This window comes from Aquimarina besae, assembly GCF_042434905.1.
Lineage (GTDB): Bacteria > Bacteroidota > Bacteroidia > Flavobacteriales > Flavobacteriaceae > Aquimarina.
In genome coordinates, this window is the sequence record NZ_CP170199.1 from 2,775,648 (window position 1) to 2,798,526 (window position 22,879).

The 22,879-nt window shown below is 33.2% G+C and carries 18 protein-coding genes; 10 read left to right on the forward strand and 8 right to left on the reverse strand.

All coding sequences use genetic code 11. The features are described from left to right. The first annotated feature begins 67 nt into the window (after positions 1–67). The 7 genes from ACE94K_RS12075 (at position 68) to ACE94K_RS12105 (ending at position 6,043) form a co-directional block, all read left to right on the forward strand. On the forward strand, positions 68–421 hold the full coding sequence (locus tag ACE94K_RS12075; protein ID WP_378172417.1) for a DUF6000 family protein: 354 nt from the start codon (positions 68–70) through the stop codon (positions 419–421). Positions 422–529: 108 nt separating this feature from the next. Then, positions 530–1,783, forward strand: coding sequence for an erythromycin esterase family protein (locus ACE94K_RS12080; protein ID WP_378172420.1), 1,254 nt, complete (start codon positions 530–532; stop codon positions 1,781–1,783). A 140-nt stretch (positions 1,784–1,923) separates the two neighbouring features. After that, positions 1,924–2,583 (forward strand): hypothetical protein, encoded by a 660-nt coding sequence (locus ACE94K_RS12085; RefSeq protein ID WP_378172423.1) that lies wholly within the window; start codon positions 1,924–1,926, stop codon positions 2,581–2,583. A gap of 265 nt (positions 2,584–2,848) precedes the next feature. Next, positions 2,849–3,445: a tetratricopeptide repeat protein gene (locus ACE94K_RS12090; RefSeq protein WP_378172426.1), complete on the forward strand. Its 597-nt coding sequence runs from the start codon at positions 2,849–2,851 to the stop codon at positions 3,443–3,445. Positions 3,446–4,046: 601 nt separating this feature from the next. Continuing rightward, positions 4,047–4,658, forward strand: coding sequence for a hypothetical protein (locus ACE94K_RS12095; RefSeq protein ID WP_378172429.1), 612 nt, complete (start codon positions 4,047–4,049; stop codon positions 4,656–4,658). A gap of 52 nt (positions 4,659–4,710) precedes the next feature. Further along, positions 4,711–5,271, forward strand: coding sequence for a hypothetical protein (locus ACE94K_RS12100; protein ID WP_378172431.1), 561 nt, complete (start codon positions 4,711–4,713; stop codon positions 5,269–5,271). A gap of 223 nt (positions 5,272–5,494) precedes the next feature. Next, entirely contained in the window at positions 5,495–6,043 is a 549-nt protein-coding gene (locus tag ACE94K_RS12105; protein ID WP_378172434.1) for a GTP-binding protein, read from the forward strand. Between the two features lie 69 nt (positions 6,044–6,112). Here the strand turns inward: ACE94K_RS12105 and ACE94K_RS12110 are convergent, their stop codons facing one another. The 7 genes from ACE94K_RS12110 to ACE94K_RS12140 all read right to left on the reverse strand — a co-directional run bounded on the left by ACE94K_RS12110 (position 6,113) and on the right by ACE94K_RS12140 (position 15,767). Further along, positions 6,113–6,781, reverse strand: a complete 669-nt coding sequence (locus ACE94K_RS12110; RefSeq protein WP_378172440.1) for an ABC transporter ATP-binding protein — start codon at positions 6,779–6,781, stop codon at positions 6,113–6,115. A gap of 53 nt (positions 6,782–6,834) precedes the next feature. Further along, the gene (locus tag ACE94K_RS12115) at positions 6,835–7,578 is read right to left on the reverse strand and encodes a GIN domain-containing protein (protein ID WP_378172443.1); all 744 of its coding nucleotides are present in this window, start codon (positions 7,576–7,578) and stop codon (positions 6,835–6,837) included. 38 nt (positions 7,579–7,616) lie between these two features. Then, positions 7,617–9,971, reverse strand: a complete 2,355-nt coding sequence (locus ACE94K_RS12120; protein WP_378172446.1) for an ABC transporter permease — start codon at positions 9,969–9,971, stop codon at positions 7,617–7,619. A gap of 55 nt (positions 9,972–10,026) precedes the next feature. Continuing rightward, positions 10,027–12,432 carry an ABC transporter permease gene (locus tag ACE94K_RS12125; protein ID WP_378172449.1) on the reverse strand — a complete coding sequence of 802 codons (2,406 nt, stop codon included), beginning with the start codon at positions 12,430–12,432 and terminating at the stop codon, positions 10,027–10,029. Between the two features lie 85 nt (positions 12,433–12,517). Continuing rightward, positions 12,518–13,195 carry an ABC transporter ATP-binding protein gene (locus ACE94K_RS12130; RefSeq protein WP_378172452.1) on the reverse strand — a complete coding sequence of 226 codons (678 nt, stop codon included), beginning with the start codon at positions 13,193–13,195 and terminating at the stop codon, positions 12,518–12,520. 46 nt (positions 13,196–13,241) lie between these two features. Next, positions 13,242–14,492, reverse strand: a complete 1,251-nt coding sequence (locus ACE94K_RS12135; RefSeq protein WP_378172454.1) for an efflux RND transporter periplasmic adaptor subunit — start codon at positions 14,490–14,492, stop codon at positions 13,242–13,244. Positions 14,493–14,528: 36 nt separating this feature from the next. Then, on the reverse strand, positions 14,529–15,767 hold the full coding sequence (locus ACE94K_RS12140; protein WP_378172457.1) for a serine hydrolase domain-containing protein: 1,239 nt from the start codon (positions 15,765–15,767) through the stop codon (positions 14,529–14,531). Positions 15,768–16,003: 236 nt separating this feature from the next. On the opposite strand from ACE94K_RS12140, the gene ACE94K_RS12145 reads away from it, so the two are divergent. From ACE94K_RS12145 to ACE94K_RS12155, 3 genes are all read left to right on the forward strand, one after another. Further along, entirely contained in the window at positions 16,004–17,350 is a 1,347-nt protein-coding gene (locus ACE94K_RS12145) for a sigma-54-dependent transcriptional regulator (protein WP_378172460.1), read from the forward strand. Then, positions 17,340–18,683 carry a PAS domain-containing sensor histidine kinase gene (locus tag ACE94K_RS12150; RefSeq protein ID WP_378172463.1) on the forward strand — a complete coding sequence of 448 codons (1,344 nt, stop codon included), beginning with the start codon at positions 17,340–17,342 and terminating at the stop codon, positions 18,681–18,683. Before ACE94K_RS12145 ends, ACE94K_RS12150 begins: the two co-directional genes overlap by 11 nt. Positions 18,684–18,994: 311 nt before the next feature. Further along, complete coding sequence (locus ACE94K_RS12155; protein WP_378172466.1) at positions 18,995–20,032, forward strand: carboxypeptidase-like regulatory domain-containing protein; 1,038 nt, start codon at positions 18,995–18,997, stop codon at positions 20,030–20,032. A gap of 373 nt (positions 20,033–20,405) precedes the next feature. Here ACE94K_RS12155 and ACE94K_RS12160 read toward each other — a convergent pair whose 3' ends face one another. Then, positions 20,406–22,670 carry an acyl-CoA dehydrogenase gene (locus ACE94K_RS12160; protein ID WP_378172468.1) on the reverse strand — a complete coding sequence of 755 codons (2,265 nt, stop codon included), beginning with the start codon at positions 22,668–22,670 and terminating at the stop codon, positions 20,406–20,408. Between the last annotated feature and the right edge of the window lie 209 nt (positions 22,671–22,879).

Sequence of the window (22,879 nt, forward strand, 5' to 3'; positions counted from 1 at the left end):
CCGAAAGCTTAGTGCTATGAAGTCGCCTACTTTTAATACACAAACACGTTAGGCACAATTACTCAAAATGACTAAACAAGAACTACATTCAAAATATATTGCTCCATATTATATGGATTTAATGAATTTGAATTTTCTAAATAAATCAGACACTGAAATTGAGAAATTATTTAATTCTTTACAGCTAATCGAAAAAGAACTAAGTGACGAGATATTGATTGAAATGCTGAAAGATAGTTGGAGACCTAGCAAAGTATCTGCTTGGGCTATTGGAATTTCGAAAAGGGCTGATTTATTTACTGAAATTCTTGACACGTTGAATACTTCAGGAATACAATATAGTGAGCATCTTTTATTGAACTTATTAATTTTAAAAGAGAACTCAGGAAAACAAATTTACACTTTTACAATCGCAAAATAAATGAATAGTACATTTAAAAACTCGGCTTATGTTTATCAGAAAAATTATAGCTTATTTTTTAATATACCTGTTTTCGGTAGGACTGTTGTAAAATATTTGAAGAAACCTATGAAATACCTTTTGACATTTTTATTTTTTGGAATATTTAATATTTCTTGTTTATCACAATGTAATTCTGAATTAAAGAATTACGCTGTCGGATTTAACGACATCAAAGCCAGCTCTTTTTCCTTTCTTGATCATTCTATTGATGATGTGAGAATTGTAGGTTACGGAGAAGATACTCATGGGACAGCTGAATTTACATTACTAGCAAAAGAGCTGATGGAATACCTATCCAAAAAACACGGTTTTAAGGTTTTAATTATCGAAACTGGTTTTGGAGAAGGACAATACTTAAACGATTACATTCAAGGCAAAAGAAATGATTTGAAAACTATTTTGGAGAATCATAATTCTACTTGGAGATATAAGACAACCGAATTTTATCAATTAATGGATTGGTTAAAAGCATACAATAAAAATAATTCTGACAAGATTTATTTATATGGATGTGAAATGCAGTATGTGATTTCTGATGTAAATAGAATAAGAGAATATTTAAATACTGTAAATTCTGATTATCAAATAGATGGATTTGAAAAACACTTGTGGCAATCAATTGAGGAGAGTGAGAAAACAGATTATTACATTTCTTACACAAAACTAAAAAAGTATTTCATAGATAATTATGAGTCTTTTAAGAGCAAAACTTCTGAAAGAGAGTTTAATTTAGCATACCAACATATTGTTGTTTTAGGACAATTTGTATCTGCAATTATTCAAAATGTAGAACAACGAAAGCACGATTTTAGAGACATTTATATGGGCGAAAATATCCAGTGGATTATGAATTTTCACAGCAATGAAACGAAAGCGCTTTATTGGGCTCATAATGCGCACGTAGGGGATTGGGTGGATAATGGTGGATTTGTTGATGTTACAGGGCACCAGTTGAGAAAACTGTATGGAGACTATTTTTTCAATATTGCAACGGATTTTGGGACTGGAGAATTCATTGCCTTTCCAGTTGATGCTAATCAAACAGGGAATTGGAAATTTAATACCTTTAGCCATAAAGAAGTTTTAAAAGGCACATTTTCTGATTGCCTGCAACAAATGGGAAATCCGAATACATTTTTGAATATACGTAAAGCCAAACTTGATAAAAAGCTAAAAGAATATCTCGATAATGAACTAACGACAATGAGCGGAGCAGGTGCACAAGCCAGAAACAGTCAAACTGAAACCAAAACAATTGGCAAAGCCTTTGATGCGATTATATATTTAGACAAAACCAACAAAATCAATTGGTCTGAATAAAAAAACCACTACCGCTAGTGTCTGACTAGTGTCGACTTTGAGTAAGAATTTATAACAGCCGTAATTTCTTTGTATGATGGCTGTTTCTTCTTGAGACTATATTGTAACATTTTTAATTTTAAGTATACCAATTAGTAACGATGTATCCTGTTAGATATATCTTATGGTCAGTAAATAGTAAAAAAATGTTTGGAGGCGGGAGTATTCAAGGAATGATAACTAGCTTGAGTAACAATAAAAAGTTACTTAGGTCTAAAAGACTATTCCAAAAAGAACGAACTTTTCTTAATATTAAAAAAGAGTCCTTACAAACTACTGAAGGAAAATTAAATTTTAAAAAAGCGTCACCGGAAGAACTACTGCAAATAGGGAAAAAAATAAGAAAGCAAAACCGAAAAGAAAATACAATACTAATCGGTATCGCAATACTTATAATAAGTGTTTTTACATATTTTACAATTAATGTAATCTGGCAAAACAGTATAGATAAAGAGAGTATACAAATAATAAAATTCAAAGAAAAAGAAAAACAGTTTTTAATACTCATCAATAAAGGCGATGATTGGTTTGAAAAAGGAAAATGGCATAATTCTATCTTTTACTACGAAAAAGCAAAAGAAATTTTCCCAAAAAACTATGATATTAATTACAGACTCGTTAGGTCATATAGTTTTGAATGTCAAAGTGAATTTCAAAATTGCCACCAGGCTAAAAAGCTTTTAGAGCAACTCTTTCTAATGTTTGCTCATAAGGAAAAAGAATTATTGGAAATTAAAGGTAAATTAGAATACGAATATTAAAAAGCATTTACTAACAACTCCCACTACCGTTCCAGCCTTCTCCCAAGGCATAGAAGTGTGAATAGTGACCCCTGCTACCGCTAGTCTATGACTAGTGGCGACTTCGAGTAAGAATTTATAACTACCATAATACTATAAGTTTTCGTATATTATGGTTGCTTTTTATGTAGCCTAACACAGATTTGTGGTGCACACCAGTTGTAAACTGGCGGCATCGGGAATAAGATAGATTACCTTTTACTAATAAAATTTTAGATAAAAAACTTTGAAAAAAACCTTATTTATTTTTCTTTTACTTATCTCTTTTGGGTGCAAAAAGGTATCGGAAACAGATCGTGTCGTTAAAAATGGAATAATTTACTACAAGGATACTACAGATTTAATTATTAGAGATTATGAAGAAAATGAATCTTTGATACTAGAAGCAATAGAATTAACGAACAACAATGAACCAAATAAAGCAATTTTAAAATTCAATCAGGCGGAAAAAAAGTATGGAGACAGATTATCTATATTTATAAATCGTGGTTTTTGTTTCGATATGATTGGGGAAAGAAAGAAAGCAATAGATGATTTTACAAAATGTTTAGAAATTAAAGATGATTATTTTGTCGCGCTACAAAATAGAGGATTATCATATATGCACTCGAAACAATATGATAAAAGTTTAATTGATTTCAACAAAGCAATCGAAGTTAACCCCTCTGAATCGGCTGGGTATTTAAATAGAGCATTACTTCACGCACGAATGAAAAAAATAGATAAATGTTGCTCAGATGCAAAGAAATCTATTGAATTAGGATTTGTTGAAAAGTATAATAATGAAATGCCTCAAAACCTTCTGGGCAAGTATTGCAAATAGTACTGCCACCGATTCACTGTATAAAAGCTAGTCTCCACCTTAGTTGGACAAGTGTGACTAGTGGTGAATATGATTAAGAAATGGACATATACAGAATAATTAAATCCCTCTTATATCTATTGGGGCTATGCTTTACAATCTATTCGATTATCACACAAGGAACTGATGGAAGTCATACACCACCTGTTGGATTTGTAGTACCTGTTTTTTTTATTTTGATGGTATTTTTTTTCTTGATTATTGATTTTTTATTTAAAAAGTATTTGAGAAATTATTATTCACACCTAAAAATAAATGCTTTTTCCATCTTCATCAATTTAATGATCATTATTTCAATTCTTTTAATGACTTGATAATAACTTTTCTCCTGTACTCTAAAAAGTCTATCATTTACAACATATGCTATGCGAGAAATGAACTCATAGGCACATAAAAAATTTAAAAAACAAAACATTTTTTTATATACTTGCAATCCTCAAAACGGGATGTTTAGCAAGTAGTAATAATTGATAAATATCACTTGTTAGAAATGGTCAATATTTGATCTACTTGTTTAACCGGTCAAACAAAAAAGTAAAATAATTATTAAAAGGAAATTAAAATGAAGGTATCTAGAAAAGCAAAGTTTTCAATAGCTGTTTTGTTTTTTATTTTTTTAAGCATAAGTATGTCTCCTCTTTTTTCTCAAGAGTCTGAAGGAACTTTTATTTTAAAATTAAAACCATTTGTATCTGAAATTAAGTTGAGAAAAAAAGTATTAAAACAACTCGAAAGTGGAGCTTTAGAGTGGGGGATTTCAGGAAATCAGTTTGTAACTACTTTAGCGAATAAACGATTCTTAAATTTTGATTTTCCTTATATGACAAGGTATGGAACCTCAAAAGAAATTAAATTAAAACCAGGAAAGTATAACATCACTTGCGTAGGGTTTAATTACAAAGGAGGAATGAGTGTAGATAAGGTCTTAAAAAAAGGTGCTTTTTTTAATTTAGATGTTCTAAGTTTTGAAATAGTGGAGAATAAAATAACTGTCCTAGAAATTTTACCCATTATAGAAAAGTCGCAGACTCTCTTAGTAAAAATGTATTCTCCTGATTTAAAGGTGAAAGTTATTGAAGATGATCAGGTTAAAATCGAAAAAACAATAAGCAAAAAAGGTGAGAACTCAATTAGTTGGGATGAGTATGACGGAGATTTAAAATTTAAAAAGTAGAGTGCTAAACATTTCTAAGCAATATTTCATTCGATAAGGAGGTATATCATTTATGAAATTCTTAAAATCGTCTCTTATCATATTAATTACAGGTTGTGCTACCGCTTGTAATCTTACACTTAACCCTAATGGATCACGTCCTAACAATCCTTATTTTATTACTTCAGAATCTATAATGATTAAAGAAATACTGATTCCTAAAGGAACTAAGTTAACATACAAGAAACATTTTCTGAAAAAAGGCGAGCAACAATCCATAATGAACGAAAAATATCTCACAGGTTTTGAATTGCCGGAAGGAACTAGCGTAAATTGGGGTGGTGTCCCGATTACTGCAATTCATAAGTTTTTTAATCCGGATATGAGTGGATATACAGTATATGCAGATTTTGACGTAGTACCTTATACAAAGACGGTGTTTTACATCAAATGGAAAGAAGAAGCCTGTGATCTGGGCATAACCGTTAAGAACCCAGACAATTGGTCTTTTGATACAACTAACATCTTAGATGTAGAAAGTTGTAGTGTAATATATCAGCGCTATTTTAAAGATGATAAAAAACAACAAGACTTTCTGGATGCAATGTATGCCGCGTTAAGAGAGGTAGAATGATATTTCCTCCATATGATGAAATTAAGGACGTGTTATTTAATCATTGTTTTGTTGTCCTATAAAAACCTGTGCGAGTTTAGATTTATTGGATTCCGCTAGCGATTTCTTGTGGTTTTTGGCCAGACCCAATACAGTTACACACAGGAAAGTAAAGTAAAAACTGATAAAAATCAGGAATAAAGATTTAGAAATATGGTAACATTGATCTCTTACTTTGGTGTATATGGAGATTACAAACGATATTGTTTTACGGCCACGGTTTTTTAGGGATTTAGAAATTCCTTCAGAAAAGGCTTTAGAGGCTTTTGAAGAGAAAGGAAAAACCAGTAAAGATTTTAAGGTCAGTCGTATCGATCATCATGTCTTTATACGTATTCCTAAAAAAGATCAACACTTTTGGTCTCCGCAACTGCATTTAGAGATTTATGATGTAGATGACAAACCAAAACTCAAAGGACTTTTTGGACCTAGTCCGACGGTTTGGACATTTTTTATGTTTGCTCATTTTATTGTGGCCACCGCATTCATTGGATCCGGGATCTGGATGTATGTCAATATGAGTTTAGGCGAGGATTATCTGTATGCTATCATAGCTATGGTCTTACTTTTTATTACCTGGTTTGTATTATATTTTGCAGGTCGCTTAGGTAAAGAAGCGGGTAAAAAAGAAATGCATGCTTTGTATGGTTTTATGGAGCAAACGCTTCGTTCTATTAATGGAGCTGCTTGCTTCTTAGGTCTTTTTTGTTCGTTTGTTGTATCTTTTCTATAAGAGTATCTGGTTTATATGAAAAAGAGATATTAATATTTCTAATTTATTTTAGTATCATTTTACTTTAAGCTATTCAGATACAATACGTCCATCTAACAGATGAATAACCCTAGAACCGTAAGCAGCGTTACTTTCAGAGTGAGTGGCTTGTATAATAGTAACCCCCTCTTTATTTAATTCTTCGAATAGTTCCATAATTTCAGTACTTTGCTTAGAATTAAGATTTCCCGTAGGTTCATCTGCCAAAATTAGCTTGGGTTTACCGATTAAAGCTCTCGCAATTCCAACTAATTGCTGTTGGCCGCCACTAAGTTGTGAAGGGAATAAATCTTTTTTACCCACTATATTGAAACGATCGAGCATATCTGCTACGAGACTTTTTCGTTCAGAGGATTTTATGTTTTTGTACAGTAGGGGAGTTTCAATGTTTTCATAAACCGTTAGTTCATCTATTAAGTGATAAGCCTGAAATACAAAACCAATATATTCTTTGTAAAGTTTAGAGCGTTGCCTCTCCTTCATAGTATGAACAGTTTCACCTAAAAACGTGTAGCGACCATCAGTAAAATTATCGAGCATTCCGATGCAGTTTAACAAAGTAGATTTACCGGAACCTGATGGTCCCATAAGCGAAATAAATTCTCCTTCTTCAATATTTAAGTTAATCGAATCAAGTAATGCAATCTTTTTACTTCCAGAAGTGAGTACTTTGGAAGCATGGTTAAGTTGTAAAATCATAATTGTTTTTTGATCTACCCAGATAGGACAGAATGATGAATTGTTAGTGATGATTACTGAATCTCGGTGATTTCTACCGCTCCTATATTGAGTCCTTTGTCTATAGAGGCATCTCCTTTATAATACAGTTTTGCCTCACCAAAAGCGGTAAGTTTGATACGATCAGATGCTTGAATTTTGAATTCTGCTTCTCCAAAAGCTTTGAGCTTTGTGTTTTTATTGTCTACTCCCAAAAGATCAATAACACTTTCCCCATAAGCAGTAATTTTTTGATTTTCAATAGTTCCTTTATTAATAGTTAATCTACTGGCACCGTAAATATCAGCATCCATAAATTTAAAATTAACATCCTTAAAGATGGTTTCCGACTCTCCGTACATCTTCAATTTAAAAGTTTCAGTAGCTATCTTACTTTTACATATGATGGATTGTTCTCCTTTTATAGACAAAGCTTTTAACTGTTTGTAGTGTACGATGATCGTAAGTACTTTTCCTTTATAAATGGGTACTTGCCTTTTGATTCCGTTGACCACTACTGTTTCATTTTTAGTCGTTTCTTTAGCATCATCCAGATAGACACGTAGGACATTTGACTTCACTTCAATATTTATTTTGTCTTCTGGCTCTGTGCTCTCTTGGATGATGACAGATTCTTCTTCGCCTTCTACAAAAGTTGCCTGAATATGCGGGCTTATGATTACTTTCTCAAAGGAATCGACAGCCTTAGCCGTTTGTCCCAAGAGTATTTGAGTTATAGAAAATATGATGATTGCGAGAAAATACTTAAGATATTTCATGATGAATGTGTTTTATATAATTAAACTGATGATGATTTTTATTCTGTTTTTAAACTCTTTACAGGGTTTGCAATTGCGGCTTTGATCGCCTGAAAACTTACGGTAGCCAAAGCAATGATAATAGCAGTTAATCCTGCTATGATAAAAACCCACCAATTGATCTTTATTCGGTAAGCAAAATCTTGTAACCAATTGTGCATGGTTAGCCAGGCAATAGGTATAGCAATCATTAAGGATATCAAAATTAGCTTTAGAAAATCTTTAGATAGCAAGCGTACGATACCTGTAACGCTGGCTCCTAGCACTTTTCTAACTCCAATTTCTTTGCTACGTTGTTCAGCAGTATATGCAGCTAGTCCAAAAAGTCCAAGGCAGGAGATGAGTATTGCTAGTAATGCAAAAATTTGGGAAAGCTGACCTACTAATTGCTCATTCTTAAATTTAGCATCAAACTCTTTATCCACAAAATTATATTCAAAAGGAAAAGCCGGATTGTGTTTTTTTAAGATATCTTCAACTTTTGATAATGCTTGTTGGATAGGAATACCTGTCTTTGTTTTTATATACATATATCGTGCATAGTAGGGGTTATTGATAAACAAAACGGGATCACTGGTGTCATACATATTTCCGTATAAATAATCCTTTACAACCCCAATAATTTCATAGGAATCTTCACCTCTTCGAATACGACTTCCGATCACATTTTCTGTATGTATTAATTTAGCTAATGATTCAGAAACCAAAACATTTGTGCTATCGGTATCTACATTCTTGCTAAAACCTCTTCCTGCAACTATTTCCATACCGGTAGTGTCAAAAAATCCTGCTGTAATATTTCTGAACGAAAGCAACACCTGTTCGGTATCAACGCCTCCATTCCATACAAACCCAGAACCATTATTTCCAGACGATAAAATTTGAGAATTACATAAAGCAGCATTGTGTACAACTCCTGTTTTAATGAGATCTTCTTGGATTACCGAAAATTTATTAATGATTTCATCATTGATACGCATAGAAATTAATTGATCTTTGTCTAACCCAAGTTCTCTGTTTTTTGCATGCTGTATTTGCTGATATACGAGGATGGTGCAAATGATAAATACAATCGAAATAGTAAATTGCCCTATCACTAGTCCCTTACGTATAAATGATGCTGAACCTGAGGAAACTTTGATACCTTTTAATACTTCTACCGGCTTAAAAGAAGATAGGTAAAAAGCTGGGTACAAACCAGCAAAGACACCGCAAACCAATGTAATGAGCATCAAAACACCAAGGTGTACCGGATTTGATAGGCCTAATGTTAAGTTTTTTTCAATGAGTATATTAAACTGTGGTAGAATCAGTAATAACAGAAATATACTAAAAATAGAAGCGAGGAACGACATTAACAAAGATTCAATTATAAACTGAATCATTAATCTTGGTCGACTAGATCCGATGGCTTTTCGAACGCCAACTTCATTAGCTCTTTTTTCACTTCTGGCAGTAGAGAGGTTCATAAAATTAATACATGCTATTAATAAAATGATTAGTGCAATAGCTGTAAATAAACGAACATAGGTAATTCTTCCACCGGCTTTTTCTCCTCCTTCAAATTTTGATCGTAAATGCCAATCTTTCATAGAATGTAGAAATGCATACGTATTACTATTTGGATTTTTTAAAGGAAGTATTTCACGTACTTTTTTGGCCACAGCTGTAACCTCGGCTTCTGGTGATAACTCTACAAAAGTATCTGAGAAATTACTACCGTATTCTGTCATCCATACAGCACCATCCCGGTATCGTTCAAAAGGAGCAACCCAATCGAAAGCAAAGGTGACATTTTCAGGTAAATTTTCAACCACACCGGTAATGAGATAATTATCTTTATTATTCACTTTGATGGTTTTTCCTAATACCTTGGTTTTTTCACCAAAAAGTAGTGCTGCAGTTTCTTTGGTTAGGACAATAGCTTCGGGAGTCTCAAAAGCCTTTTCAATAGAGCCTTCAATAAAATCTAGACTGAAAATATATAGAAAATCTTTGTCTACAAAACGGCCCGTCTTGTTTATTGCATTGTCTTTAACGTTAAAAGTTCGTTCTTCTCTACTAGAGCGTGTTGCTCTAATGATACCGGGTATTTCTTCTTTCATCACCTGTGCCAGAGGACCTGGAGTAGCGTAAAATGTTCGCCAGGCTCCTTCATATTGCTGATTGGTGGGTACATAATAGATGTGATCTTGTCTGGCAAAAGAATCATTAAAACTCAATTCGTCTTCTACCCATAAAAAGATAAGACTGGCACAGGTTATACCGATCGCCAAACCAAATATATTCAGAAAGCTATAACCTTTATTTTTTAGTAAGCTTCGGAAAGCTATTTTTATATAATTAAGTATCATTATTGTTCGTTTTTAATCCTATCGATGACTGATAGGTTGATTTGATTGATTACATCTATTCTGTTCGTAATGCATTGGCCGGATTGGCGGTTGCGGTGCGTATGGCCTGAATACTTACTGTTATGATCGTGATGAGCAAGGCACCTAGTCCTGCTATTAAAAATACAGTGTACGAAATGTCAACTCTATACGGAAACTTTTGTAGCCACTGACTCATAAAATAATAGGCTATTGGAGATGCAATAACCAATGCAATAATCACCAGGGTGATAAAATCTTTGGACAATTGCATCCATAAATGGGTGATAGAAGCTCCCAGTATTTTACGAATACCAATTTCTTTGGTTCGCTGTTCTGCTACAAAAGATGCTAATCCAAATAAGCCCAATAAACTAATAAAAATTGCCAGGATAGTAAATACTTTGGATAAACTTGCAATTCGTTCTTCTGCTCTAAACTTTTTAGCGTATTCTTGATCTATAAATTGATAGTCAAATGGAACATTAGGAAAGTTGGTTTTAAATACCTCTTCGATAATCTCTAAGTTTTCTCGAATGCTCTTTTCTGGATTTAATCTTAAATTAAAAAAAGAATAATTACCATACCTATCAAAAACGTACATTGATTGTTTCACAGGGGCATAGGGTGATTGCATGATAATATCATCGATCACACCAATAATCTTGAGTGGCGGCATTGGATTAGGATCATCTATATCAGAATCACGTATGAGTTTTCCGATGGGATCCTGGATTCCCATATACTCTACAGCCGTTTTATTCAGTATAACCCCAGAAGAGTCTGAAGGGAAATCTCTTGAAAACCCTCTACCTGCAATGATTTTGGCCCCCAGCGTTTCTACAAATTCATAAGAAACATCTGTATATGCTAAATCTTCCTGAAAACCTGGTGGTTTACCTTCCCAATTATATCCTGACCTATTAGACCATACATTTGTAGTTGGACTGCTTGTTGTAGCCATTTCTATGGCTCCGCCAGAAGCTATGAACTGATTACGCATAATATCGGCCTTTCCAATAAACTCTGTACTCATTACAGGAATTTGTATCAATCCTTCTTTGTTGTAACCGGTAGGTCTGTTTTTACTATGCTCAATTTGACTCATCACCAATATAGTCCCTATAATTAGAGCGATGGATACGGTAAATTGAGTGACTACCAATATTTTTCTGGGAAGCGCTGCAAAGCGACCTGCCCTAAAAGTTCCTTTCAAAACCGTAACAGGGTTGAAAGATGATAAATATAATGCGGGATAGCTTCCGGATAGAAACGCAGTAATAAAAATGAAGATTATGGATACAAACCAAAACCAAGGATTCAACCAGGGAAAAACGATGGCTTTGCTTGCTAAATTGTTAAAACCATTCAGACTTAATAATACAATTCCAACGGCAACTACAAATGCTAAAAATACGACCAGAAATGATTCACTTAAAAATTGAAATATCAACTGTCCTCTATGAGATCCAATTGATTTTCTAATACCCACTTCTGTTGCACGTTTTTCTGAACGGGCGGTACTTAAGTTCACAAAATTAATACATGCTAATAATAAAATAAACATTCCGATAATACCAAATAACCAAACGTTTTCGATACGACCACCGGTTTGAACTCCATTTTCGAAATCTCCTCTCAAATACCAATCTTTCATAGGAAATAGGAATATTTGAGGATTAAATTCTGCCTCCTCTGCAGATGCATTTTTTTTAACATCAATAATTTTGGAAGTGATAGCTTCCATAGTGGTATGATCGTTAATTTGTACAAACAATTGAAACGAATTGTTTCCCCAAGAGGTTTTTGCTCTTTCTAACCATGGCTGTGTGGTTACATAATATTTCCATGGTACCAAATAGTCCATATCACTGAATGAATTGTTATCAGGGATATCTTTATAAATACCTGTAACCTCGAGGTCATCACGATTATTTATCTTCACAATTTTACCGATCGCCGTATCAGATCCAAATAGAGTTTTCGCACAGGATTCAGATAACATAATTGAATTTTTCTCTTTCAAACCATCTCTTACTCCGTCAATAATTTCTAAATTCAGCATTTCTGGAGCTCCTTCTTGCATCGCATTTCCAAGTCTATTAATATTAGTCTCTTCATATCGAATATATCTTGGTTGCTCCCAGGATGACATGATGATGTGTTTGAAATTATCATTATATCCTTCTCTTAAGGCAAATTCTAATGGTCTTGGTATTGCAGGACCTGTACTTACAACATTGTTCGAAGACTCGTGCTGAAATACCTGTGCAATAGTGGTCTTATTTTGGAAATAGTCGTCATAGTTAAGTTCATCATATATCCATAGCCCAATGAGCATGGTAGCAGCCATTCCGATAGCTAATCCGGATATATTTATAAAGGAATACACTTTATTCTTCAAAAGGTTCCTTAATGCTATTTTAAAATAATTCCTGATCATAATTATTTGGTTTACTGTTCGTTTTTTCATCTACCTTATGCAGACTTGTCGATTGACTGATTGATTGATTGATTGATGATGACCTCTAGACTAAAACATTTTCGGTTACTTTTTGCCCATCTAACATTCTAATAATTCTATGGCTATATTTAGCATCGTGCTCACTATGTGTCACCATGATGATGGTAGTTCCTGCTTCATTAAGTTCAATCAATAAATCCATCACTTCATTACCATTGGCACTATCTAGATTTCCTGTAGGCTCATCAGCTAGAATTAGTTTTGGGTTATTGACTACAGCTCTCGCAACCGCAACTCGCTGTTGTTGTCCACCGGATAATTGTTGGGGAAAATGATTGCGGCGGTGCATGATTTGCATTTTTTCTAATACTTCTTCTACACGTTGTTTACGTTCTGCAGGTTTAACACCCGTATAGATTAATGGTAATTCTACATTTTCAAAAACTGTAAGTTCATCAATCAGATTAAAACTCTGAAAAACGAATCCTACATTATGCTTGCGTAATTCTGAACGTTTACGCTCATTATACCCCGAAACTTCCTTACCGTTAAACTTAAAACTTCCTCCATCGGAATCATCTAACAGTCCCAAGATGTTTAACAAAGTTGATTTTCCACAACCAGAAGGTCCCATAATGGCTACGAACTCACCTTCATTGACACTAAATGATAGTTTGTTTAGAGCGATGGTTTGGACCTCTTCGGTTCGATAAAATTTTTCTAAGTCTGTTATTTGTATCATTGTATTCGATTTTTTGATCCGCCTGAGACGGACAGATTGATTTCTTTTATTTTAATATTAATTCTTGGGTATCTCCAAAACTGTCATAGCTAGAGGTTACTACTTGATCACCTGGCAGTAAGCCTTCGATGACTTCATAATATTCTGTGTTTTGACTTCCTAAACGTATGTTGACTTTGTATGCTATATTTCCACCTTCACTTATTTTAAAAATCCAGTTTCCTCCCGTTTTTTGAAAAAAGCCTCCTTTAGGTACAAGTATTGCTTGCTTTTCAGCACTAAGCGCTACACGGATTTGTAAGTTTTGCCCTCTGCGAATTCCTTCCGGAACATCACTTTCGAATTGCATATCTACCTGAAAACGTCCGTTATTAACTTGAGTGAACACTTTTTTAATGATGAGCGTATAGGTAATGTTATTAAAACTGAAGGTTCCTTTCTGCCCCGCATAAATTCTGGAGATATAGTGTTCATCAATATCTACACGAACTTTAAAACCGCTTAATACATCAATTTGTCCAAGTCGTTCTCCTTTATTTTTTGATTGCCCGATTTCTGCATCTAACGAAGTTAATTGTCCGTCAACCGGAGAGCGTACAACCAGATCGCCAACCTTTTTTCGCATCAGTTCTAAAGCGCTTCGCGTTCTTGCGTACGAACTTTGAGCCTGATTGAACTCTTGTTTTGTGGATATAGAATCCTGACTTAAGACCTGTTTAGCAAGTTGCATTCGTTGTTGTTGATAGATGTAATCATTTTTTGAGGATTCGTATTCCTGGCGAGCCACAACACCTTTTTTGTATAGTTTTTTATTCATTTCATACAAGCGTTTCGCTTCTATCAAGCTATTCTCCACATCGGTAAATTGGTTTCTCCTGTTTATAGTATTTTGTTGTGCAGCATTTTGAGAAATTTGCATTTGCGTTAGTAAATTATATACTGATGTTTCTTGATTGATCAAACTTAATTCCAGATCGGTATTGGATAGTCTTAAAATAGGTTGTCCCTTCTTCATAATAGCTCCGTCTTCAACAAATTTTTCCTCAACGCGTCCGCCTTCCAGGGCATCCAGGTAAATAGTAGTAATGGGTAGCACAATTCCATTTACCGGAATGTTTTCTTGAAATACATCCTTCTTAATGGTACTAATAGCGATACGCTCTTTTTCTACATTCAATTTAGAACCTCCAGAAGACTGTATGAATACAAATAGTATCAATGATAATATTGCTAAGCCGCCTATCATCATTGCGATACGTGATTTTGAAAATTTCTTTTTTTGAATTGGAACGTCCATGCTTTGTCTTTTGATTATTGGTGCTAATTAGTTGATTTAGTTAATTTTGTTTTCAAATTCTATAATAGATTTCCAAACATCCTTTATATACGGAACTACTACTTCTTCTTTATAATCGATATCTGTGTTGATCATTAATATTTTTCCAATTTTAGTTTCCGGATTAAAATACATCATCGCCAAAGAACCTATACAAGAACCATTATGACCAATTAATAAATCTTTAGAGCCTATAAAATCATTGTTGTACTCTACAAAAGTTCCAACATTGATCCTTCCACTTTTGTTTAAGTTATTCTCAAAATGTTTTTCGAAGAAAGTCTTGTAACTAGATTTATTTAATAAGGTTCCTTTTCCATCATATCCTTTCATTAGTTCTGCTAAATATTTACTTAAATTTTCACTTGTAGTAAGTAGGCTTCCACTTGGATAGGATACAGCTTCGTAGTCTGCAATTTTTTGACCTTTATAGAGGTAGAACTTGGAGCGTCTATCTGTATCAACTTCGTTTAATTTCCACGCAGAATCATTCATTTGCAGAGGTTCAAAAATATGTTTTTTAGTAAAATTTTTAAAAGACATTCCGGTGGCTTGTGCAATTATTAGCCCGCATAAATCAGCTCCAAAATTTGTGTACTCGAATGTTGATCCGGGCTTGTTTTTTGAAAAAGATTCGGGAGTATACCATTTTCCCTCTTTTGAAAAACAGTTCTCTAAAAAACGAAGCATAGATGTTTTTTTATCTGGATTTTGAAAGTGTGTAAACGGAACTTCGTCTTTTTCGATTTTTGCGTTTTTAAGAAAATAACCTTTCAGATAATTTTCCTCATAATCTACAATAGAAGAAGAGTGCGTTGCTAATTGCAATATTGTAATAGGACTATTAGGATAATTAGGGTTTGTAACGTTAAAAGGTAAATATTTGTTTATAGGATCATTTAAATCTAGCTTTCCTAATTCTTGAGCTTTCAATAAAGATATTCCTATAAAAGTTTTAGAAATAGATCCTACGTTTTGAATTGTATTGGTTTGGTATTTCTTTTTGTTTTTAGCATCTGAAAATCCAAAACCTTCATTATATAATATATTGTTTTGATCAATTATTGCTACGGAAAAACCTACAAGTTCTCCATCTTTGTTTGCATTTTTTAATGTAGCAGTTAGAGAATCTTTTGTTGCGGAATACTCTTCATTAGATGAGTTAAAATTTTTGGTGTTTTGCCCACAAAAAAATGTGAATAAACTTAGAATTAGAATTAAGATTGATTTGCTCATTGTTTGATGAATTATCTCGTTATACTTTTAATCTTATTTTTGTACACCAATTGCATAGTCAAGATAGTGCCAAAAACGTAAGTATCTGTTTTTTAATAAGTAAAGTAGGTTATACAAAAGCAAAAGTGTTCGGTTTCGATACACTTTGTGTTCGGAAACAGTACAAGTGAGCACACTAGATATTTTTTACTTTTCTAATTTTTATATGCTGGGGATATTATTGTAATATTGTATCAATGGTTTTAAAGGAAGCAACGATATTAGTTATAGATGACGATGTAGACGTACTAACAGCATTACGTCTTTTATTAAAACCTTTGGTGAAGGAGGTTGTTATCGAAAAGAATCCAAGCAATATAAATGCCCAAATAGAAAAGAAAAGTTTCGACGTTATCATTCTGGATATGAATTTTAACGGTTTGGTAAATACCGGTAACGAAGGGATTTTTTGGTTAAATAGGATTAAGGAGACAAAGCCTGACACTGATGTTATTTTGATTACTGCCTATGCAGATATTGATTTGGCAATTCGTGCCTTAAAAGAAGGAGCGTCCGACTTTTTGGTAAAGCCTTGGAAGAATGAAAAAATTATAGATACGATTACATCTTTGCTAAAAGCTAAAAAATCAAAAGCTTCCAGTAAAAGCGTAACCGCATCTAGTGAAACTGCAATAATTGGAGAAAGCGATGTTATTAAGGATGTATTTGTAAAGCTTAAAAAAGTTGCTCCAACCGATGCAAATGTTTTGATTCTTGGCGAAAACGGAACGGGTAAAGATCTAATCGCAAGAGCATTACATGATAATTCAAACAGAAAGGATAAGCCTTTTGTAAAAGTAGATGTAGGAGCATTGACTTCATCACTTTTTGAGAGTGAATTATTTGGATATAAAAAAGGAGCATTTACGGATGCTAAAGAAGATCGTATTGGACGATTTGAAGCCGCTAACGGAGGAACTCTTTTCCTGGATGAAATAGGCAATATTACTTTAGGACAGCAGGTAAGACTGCTAACGGTTTTACAAAACAGGTTGGTAACACCTCTAGGGTCTAATAAAGCTATTCCAATTGATATCCGATTGATCTGCGCAACCAACATAGAACCTCGAATTTTAGCAGACGAGCAAAAGTTTAGAAAAGACTTAATTTATCGAATTAATACCGTAGATATTATCATGCCGCCTTTACGGGATCGAGGAACCGATGTCACGTTGCTGGCTAAACATTTTATTAGTGTTTATGCAGATAAATATAATAAAACGCCATTTACATTGGATTCTGGGTTTATTTCTAAATTAAAAAAGCACGATTTCCCCGGTAATGTAAGAGAACTCCAGTACGTTTTAGAACGTGCCGTGATTATGTGTGATGGTGACGTCTTAAAACCTGATGATTTGGTGTTTTCTTCTATTGAAAGATCAACTAATAAGGCCTCAGTAGGCACTATGAATTTGGATAGTATTGAAAAAAATGCAATTCTTACGGTATTAGAAAAGAACAAAGGAAATGTTTCAAAATCTGCAAAAGAATTAGGTATTACCAGAGCCGCATTATACCGAAGGTTAGATAAATATGAACTATAACGGTTATATCACCAGACTATTTTTAAGGATCCTAATGCTAGTATTCCTTATCTTAGGATTGGTATATGCGTTCTATAAAGAATATACCAGTATTGTTACTCTTATTTCTTTTATGATTTTATATGTCGGCTATTCGACCTATATATTTGTAAAGCGCCGGTTTACAGTTATGGATGACTTTTTTGAGGCAGTAAAGTATCGTGACTTTTCTAGGTGGTTTCCAGAAGATAGGGGACCAAAGGATATAAGATTTCTTTATAGAGGTTTTAATGAGGTGAATCGCACTATCAAAGAAATAAATACTAAAAATGAGGCACAATATGTATATCTGCAAAAGATCCTGGAGATGGTGGATATTGGTATTATTGCTTACAATCTGGAAACAGGTGATGTATTATGGTCTAACGATTCATTTAGAGAAACTCTGGATTTTCCTTCATTCAAGAATATTCGTTTTGTAGAAAAAAGAAAACCCGATTTGTATGATGCAGTTTTCGAAACCTATCATAAGGAACCAAATTCTATTTCGATTGCGGTTCAAAATGAAAAGATAAAAGTATTAATTTCTGATACGGTCTTTCAGGTTAAGGATGACCCGTTTAAATTAATTGTTTTACAAAATATAGATGATACCCTAAATAAAAATGAATCAGAGGCCTGGAAAAAATTATTAAGTGTGATGACACACGAGATTATGAATTCGATTGCCCCAATTTCATCTTTGGCTGATACCTTGCAATCGCATTTAGAACTTACATTAAGTAATCCGAAAGAACATCCACTTGAATTAGAAGATCTAAACGCTGGCGTAAAAACTATAAAAAACAGGAGTGAAGGTCTATTAAAGTTTGCTAAAACGTATCGCAGTCTAAGCAAAGTAACACATTTAAATCTGGAGAAAAAGAAGATTACAGATCTTTTTGAGACCATACAATTATTAATGCAGCCTTCTTTGGACGTGAAAAACATTCGTATTGATTTTAAAATAACGCCACCAAAATTAGAATTGAGCATTGATAGTTATTTAATCGAACAGGTATTAATTAATCTTATTTTAAACGCAGTGGATGCCTGCAAAAATCAAACTAATCCAGAAATACGCGTGGTTGCCGAACAAAAACCGAACAGAAATATAGTCATAAAAGTTTATGATAACGGTTCCGGAATCCCACAGGATATTATGGAAAGTATTTTCATTCCGTTTTTTACCAGCAAAACTACCGGTAGTGGTATTGGACTAAGTTTATGTAAGCAAATTATGTTACTACATAAAGGCAAAATTTTGGTAAACAGTAAAGAGGGAGAGGGTACCGTGTTTAGTTTGGTGTTTTGATAAAAGTTATTTGGATGCACCCATTAATTATTGTGTAACGTAATCAATGCAATTGGTGTGCTTTTGATAGAAGAACTGGTAAATTACGCAAGTACTCAAAAAATGAGAAGTTCTGTTTTGTTTGTCATTTTTTAATTGGTATCTTAATCAATCATCAATCATCAATCATCAATCATCAATCATCAATCATCAATCATCAATCATCAATCATCAATCATCAATCATCAATCATCAATCATCAATCATCAATCATCAATCATCAATCATCAATCATCAATCATCAATCATCAATCATCAATCAATTCTTTATTATGAAACTCTACTATCGACGATGTCTTCGGGGATTATTTATGGTTTTTATTTTCTCCCAATATTTATCATTATACTGTCAGCAAGAGTTAAGAGGTATTGTATTGGATGCTGTTACAAAGAAACCTTTGGAAGCTGTTGCGGTATATCTTAACGGAACTACCAAAGGAGTAATTACAAATAATAATGGCCGCTTTTATTTGGAAACGAATAGCGCAAGTAATGAACCTTTGATTATTTCTTATTTGGGATATGAAAATAAGACCATAGAACAATCTCGGATACAGGATAAAAATAACATCGTTGTATATTTAAAAGAACAACTAGAGCCTCTTGATCCTGTATATTTAAGCAATGATAGCTGGTCTAGACAGAAGAAGTTAGCATATTTTAAACGTTATTTTATAGGTTCTGGAAATATTCAGAATACTTGTAAGATACTTAATGAGAAAGATATAAAACTGTTCTATAAATTATCGGAGAATAAATTATACCCTAGTGCCTATGTACCTATTAGGATTAAAAATGATTTTTTAGCTTACGACATATCCTATGATTTAATAAGCTTCGAAATTCTATTTAAAGAAGGTAATAATGAATCCCCTGAAGTGAAATCAGTGTTTTTTATGGGATCCAGTTTTTATACGGATAAAATAGAAACCAAGCCTGATCCAGAGCATTATTTGGTAAGAAGAGATGAGGCATATCTCGGATCTTTTTTACATTTTATGCGGAGTATCGCCACTAAAAAATTACGTAAGAATAAGTTTAAACTCTTTTATCAAGGAAAAAAAATTAGGCCTAAGAAATGTTTTACTGTGGAAGTTGAGAATGGATTTGCAAATGTGACCACCAATAAAAATCAAATTACCATTTTGTACGATTCATCAAAATTTTCTCAAATGCTATTTAATCACAAATTGACAAGTTTTTCTATTGATGGATATGGGAATTATCGTCCGGTACGCCTTTTTCGTTTTGCTGGATATATGGGAGGGTTAAAATTAGGAAAAATGCTTCCTTTAGATTATGGACTTTAAAAGAATAAAAAATAAATGAGGTTTTAGACCCAGACTTACAGATGCTCCTTAAAATAATAGATTATAGGTAAGGATTTACAGAATTGAAATAATTGAAATTTACTGCATTTATTGTACGTAGAGTGGTTGTAGATTTTAGTTATAAAAAATAAAAAAATTAGTTTATCAAAGCATATAATAAAGGCTTCGGACATTGTAGAAAGTATTTTTATTCCGTTTTTTAGAAGCAAAACTACCGGTAGTGGTATTGTACTAAGTTTAAGTAAGCAAATTATGTTACTAAATAAAGGTAAAATTTTGGTAAACAGTAAAGAGGGAGAGGATACGGTGTTTAGTTTGTTTTTTTAAATAAAACATAGATTTCATGTATTATTTATTTTGCAATAGGGGCATTTATGCAATGCTCAGGAATACCAAATCCATCAACTAGCGTTTCTACATGAGGTCTTAATTCTGTAGAGAGACGTTCTACTCTTTGTCGTAAAGCTTTAGATTTATTACTACTGATGTATCCTTGTTCTAAATACCAAGACGCATCTTCACGCAATTCATGTAACGCATACAAAGTCCCTAATTTTTGAAATAACAATTTGTGTTTTTCTTCTTTAATTGTTTCGGTAAAATTAATAAAGGTGGTATAGGCTAGTTCTACACTATAAGCTTTTCCTAAAGCTAATAAATGTGTTTGAACTTTCAAGAAAGCCTGATAAGAAGGAACCCCTTTTTTTATGTAATCCTTAATACGCATTGCCACTGTATATGTAAGTCGTCTTGTACGGTAATCAAATGCGTGTTTATGAAATTTTGAGCTATACAAATGATCTTTATCTGTATTGTTGGTATAGGTTGGATTAATGGAGTTGAATTTATCATTAAGTCTTGAGGTTAATAGTCTTAGAACGGCGGTAAATCCTGCGCTGTTAAATTCTGATGTAAATTCTGATAAAATTCCTTTGGCAGCTAATTGTAGTAGGACATGATTATCTCCTTCAAAAGTTGTAAAAATATCTACATCTCCTTTCAGATCAGCGATTTGATTCTCTATTAAATATCCTTTGCCACCACAGGCTTCTCTACATTCCTGGATTGTTTGATTTGCAAACCAAGTAATAATGGATTTCAGACCGGCAACTTGTGTTTCTACCTTTCGTTTATCGGGTGTCCCTTCATTACTATATTCTTCCATTATATGAGTTAAAGTAACATCATACACGTAACAGGAAGCTATTGGGGGGATAAGTCGTAATTGATGAGAAGGGTAATCCATCAAGAGATCCTCCTGAATTTTGATACTATCGTTAAATTGCCTTCTTTTTAAAGCATGTTTAACAGCGATGGTCAGTGCTTTTTTAGCACCTCCTAGACCGGCACGGGCTACACATATTCTTCCTCCAACCAAAGTGCCTAACATCGTAAAAAAACGCTTATTAGAATTCTTAATATCTGAAAAATACGTTCCTTCTTCAGTAATATCTCCATATTTATTTAATAAGTTTTGCTTAGGAACTTGTACCTGATGAAACCATATTTTGCCATTATCTACACCATTAAGGCCTAATTTATAGCCGTTGTCTTCGATACGAATACCCGGTAGAAGTTCGTGTTTTTCATTACGGATAGGGACTAAAATTGCGTGTACTCCCTCATTTTTTCCATTCACAATTAATTGTGCAAATACTGATGCCATTTTGGCGTCTAAAGCATTTCCAATATATTCTTTATTATCATTATTTCCAGGAGTATGTATGATAATGCTATTAGTTTTCTTATCATAAGTAGCAGTAGTCTTTATACCTCTTACATTAGATCCGTGCCCGGTTTCTGTCATAGCAAAACACCCTAGCAGATCAGCATTACCTGTATCATTGAGATATTGATCATGATGCGTTTTAGTACCTAACTTCTGGATACTTCCGCCAAAAAGACCAAATTGTACTCCAAATTTTACTGCAAGGCTACCATCGACAAATATTAAATTTTCGAAAATATTTGCGTAGGCAGGCATATTATCAATTCCTCCGTATACTTCTGGATAAGCCATGGATCCATACCCTTTTTTTGCAAGGAATTTTATTTGTTTCAAAACATGTTCCCGAAATTCTTCCTTAGTCCTTCTTAGTTGCCATTTAAAAATAGGATCGCGTAAGGTTTCTCTGAAAGTGTCTATGATAGATGCGTTTTTCCCCTTTAGAATAGTATCGATCGATTCGGCATTATAAAGGTTCGAAGTAGCTTCTTTCTGTACTTCTACATCAAATAAATGATTATAATGATTGGGTTGTATACCAAGGTTGATCTCTATCTCTTTTAGATTAGTATTAAAAGGACAATCAGTGTGATAATGACAAACAATTTTTTGGCTGAATGTGGAGAGCGGATATGTATCACCTTCTATAAGTTTTACCTCCGAATTAGAAATGGTGCTCTTCCAATTTTTAAACTCTTCGTTTGTAGGAGGAACATCCTTATTTAACCAATTTATAAGTCTCTGTTGATCCTTTTTGCTCAATGTTTGATCTTTTTGAATATAGTTTTTTACCACAGATATTTCAGAATGTGATAATAAATCATCAGACCAGATTACATAAAAAAATGGGATGTATTGTAAAATTCCGGGAGTGTAATTGAGTATGTTCATAAAATTAAATTACAATAAATACTACTAAAACTATTACTACATTATAAAGTAATTAACATTTGTTTTATTGATACTGGTTTTAATAAATTATAGTAAATCGATAATTAGGGAAACATAAGGAGTAAAATGTGTAAGAATATTGATTATTTTTGATAAATCAATGCCTCACCTTGTAATCTTTGCTACGTGTTTTATATCGTTAATGTTTT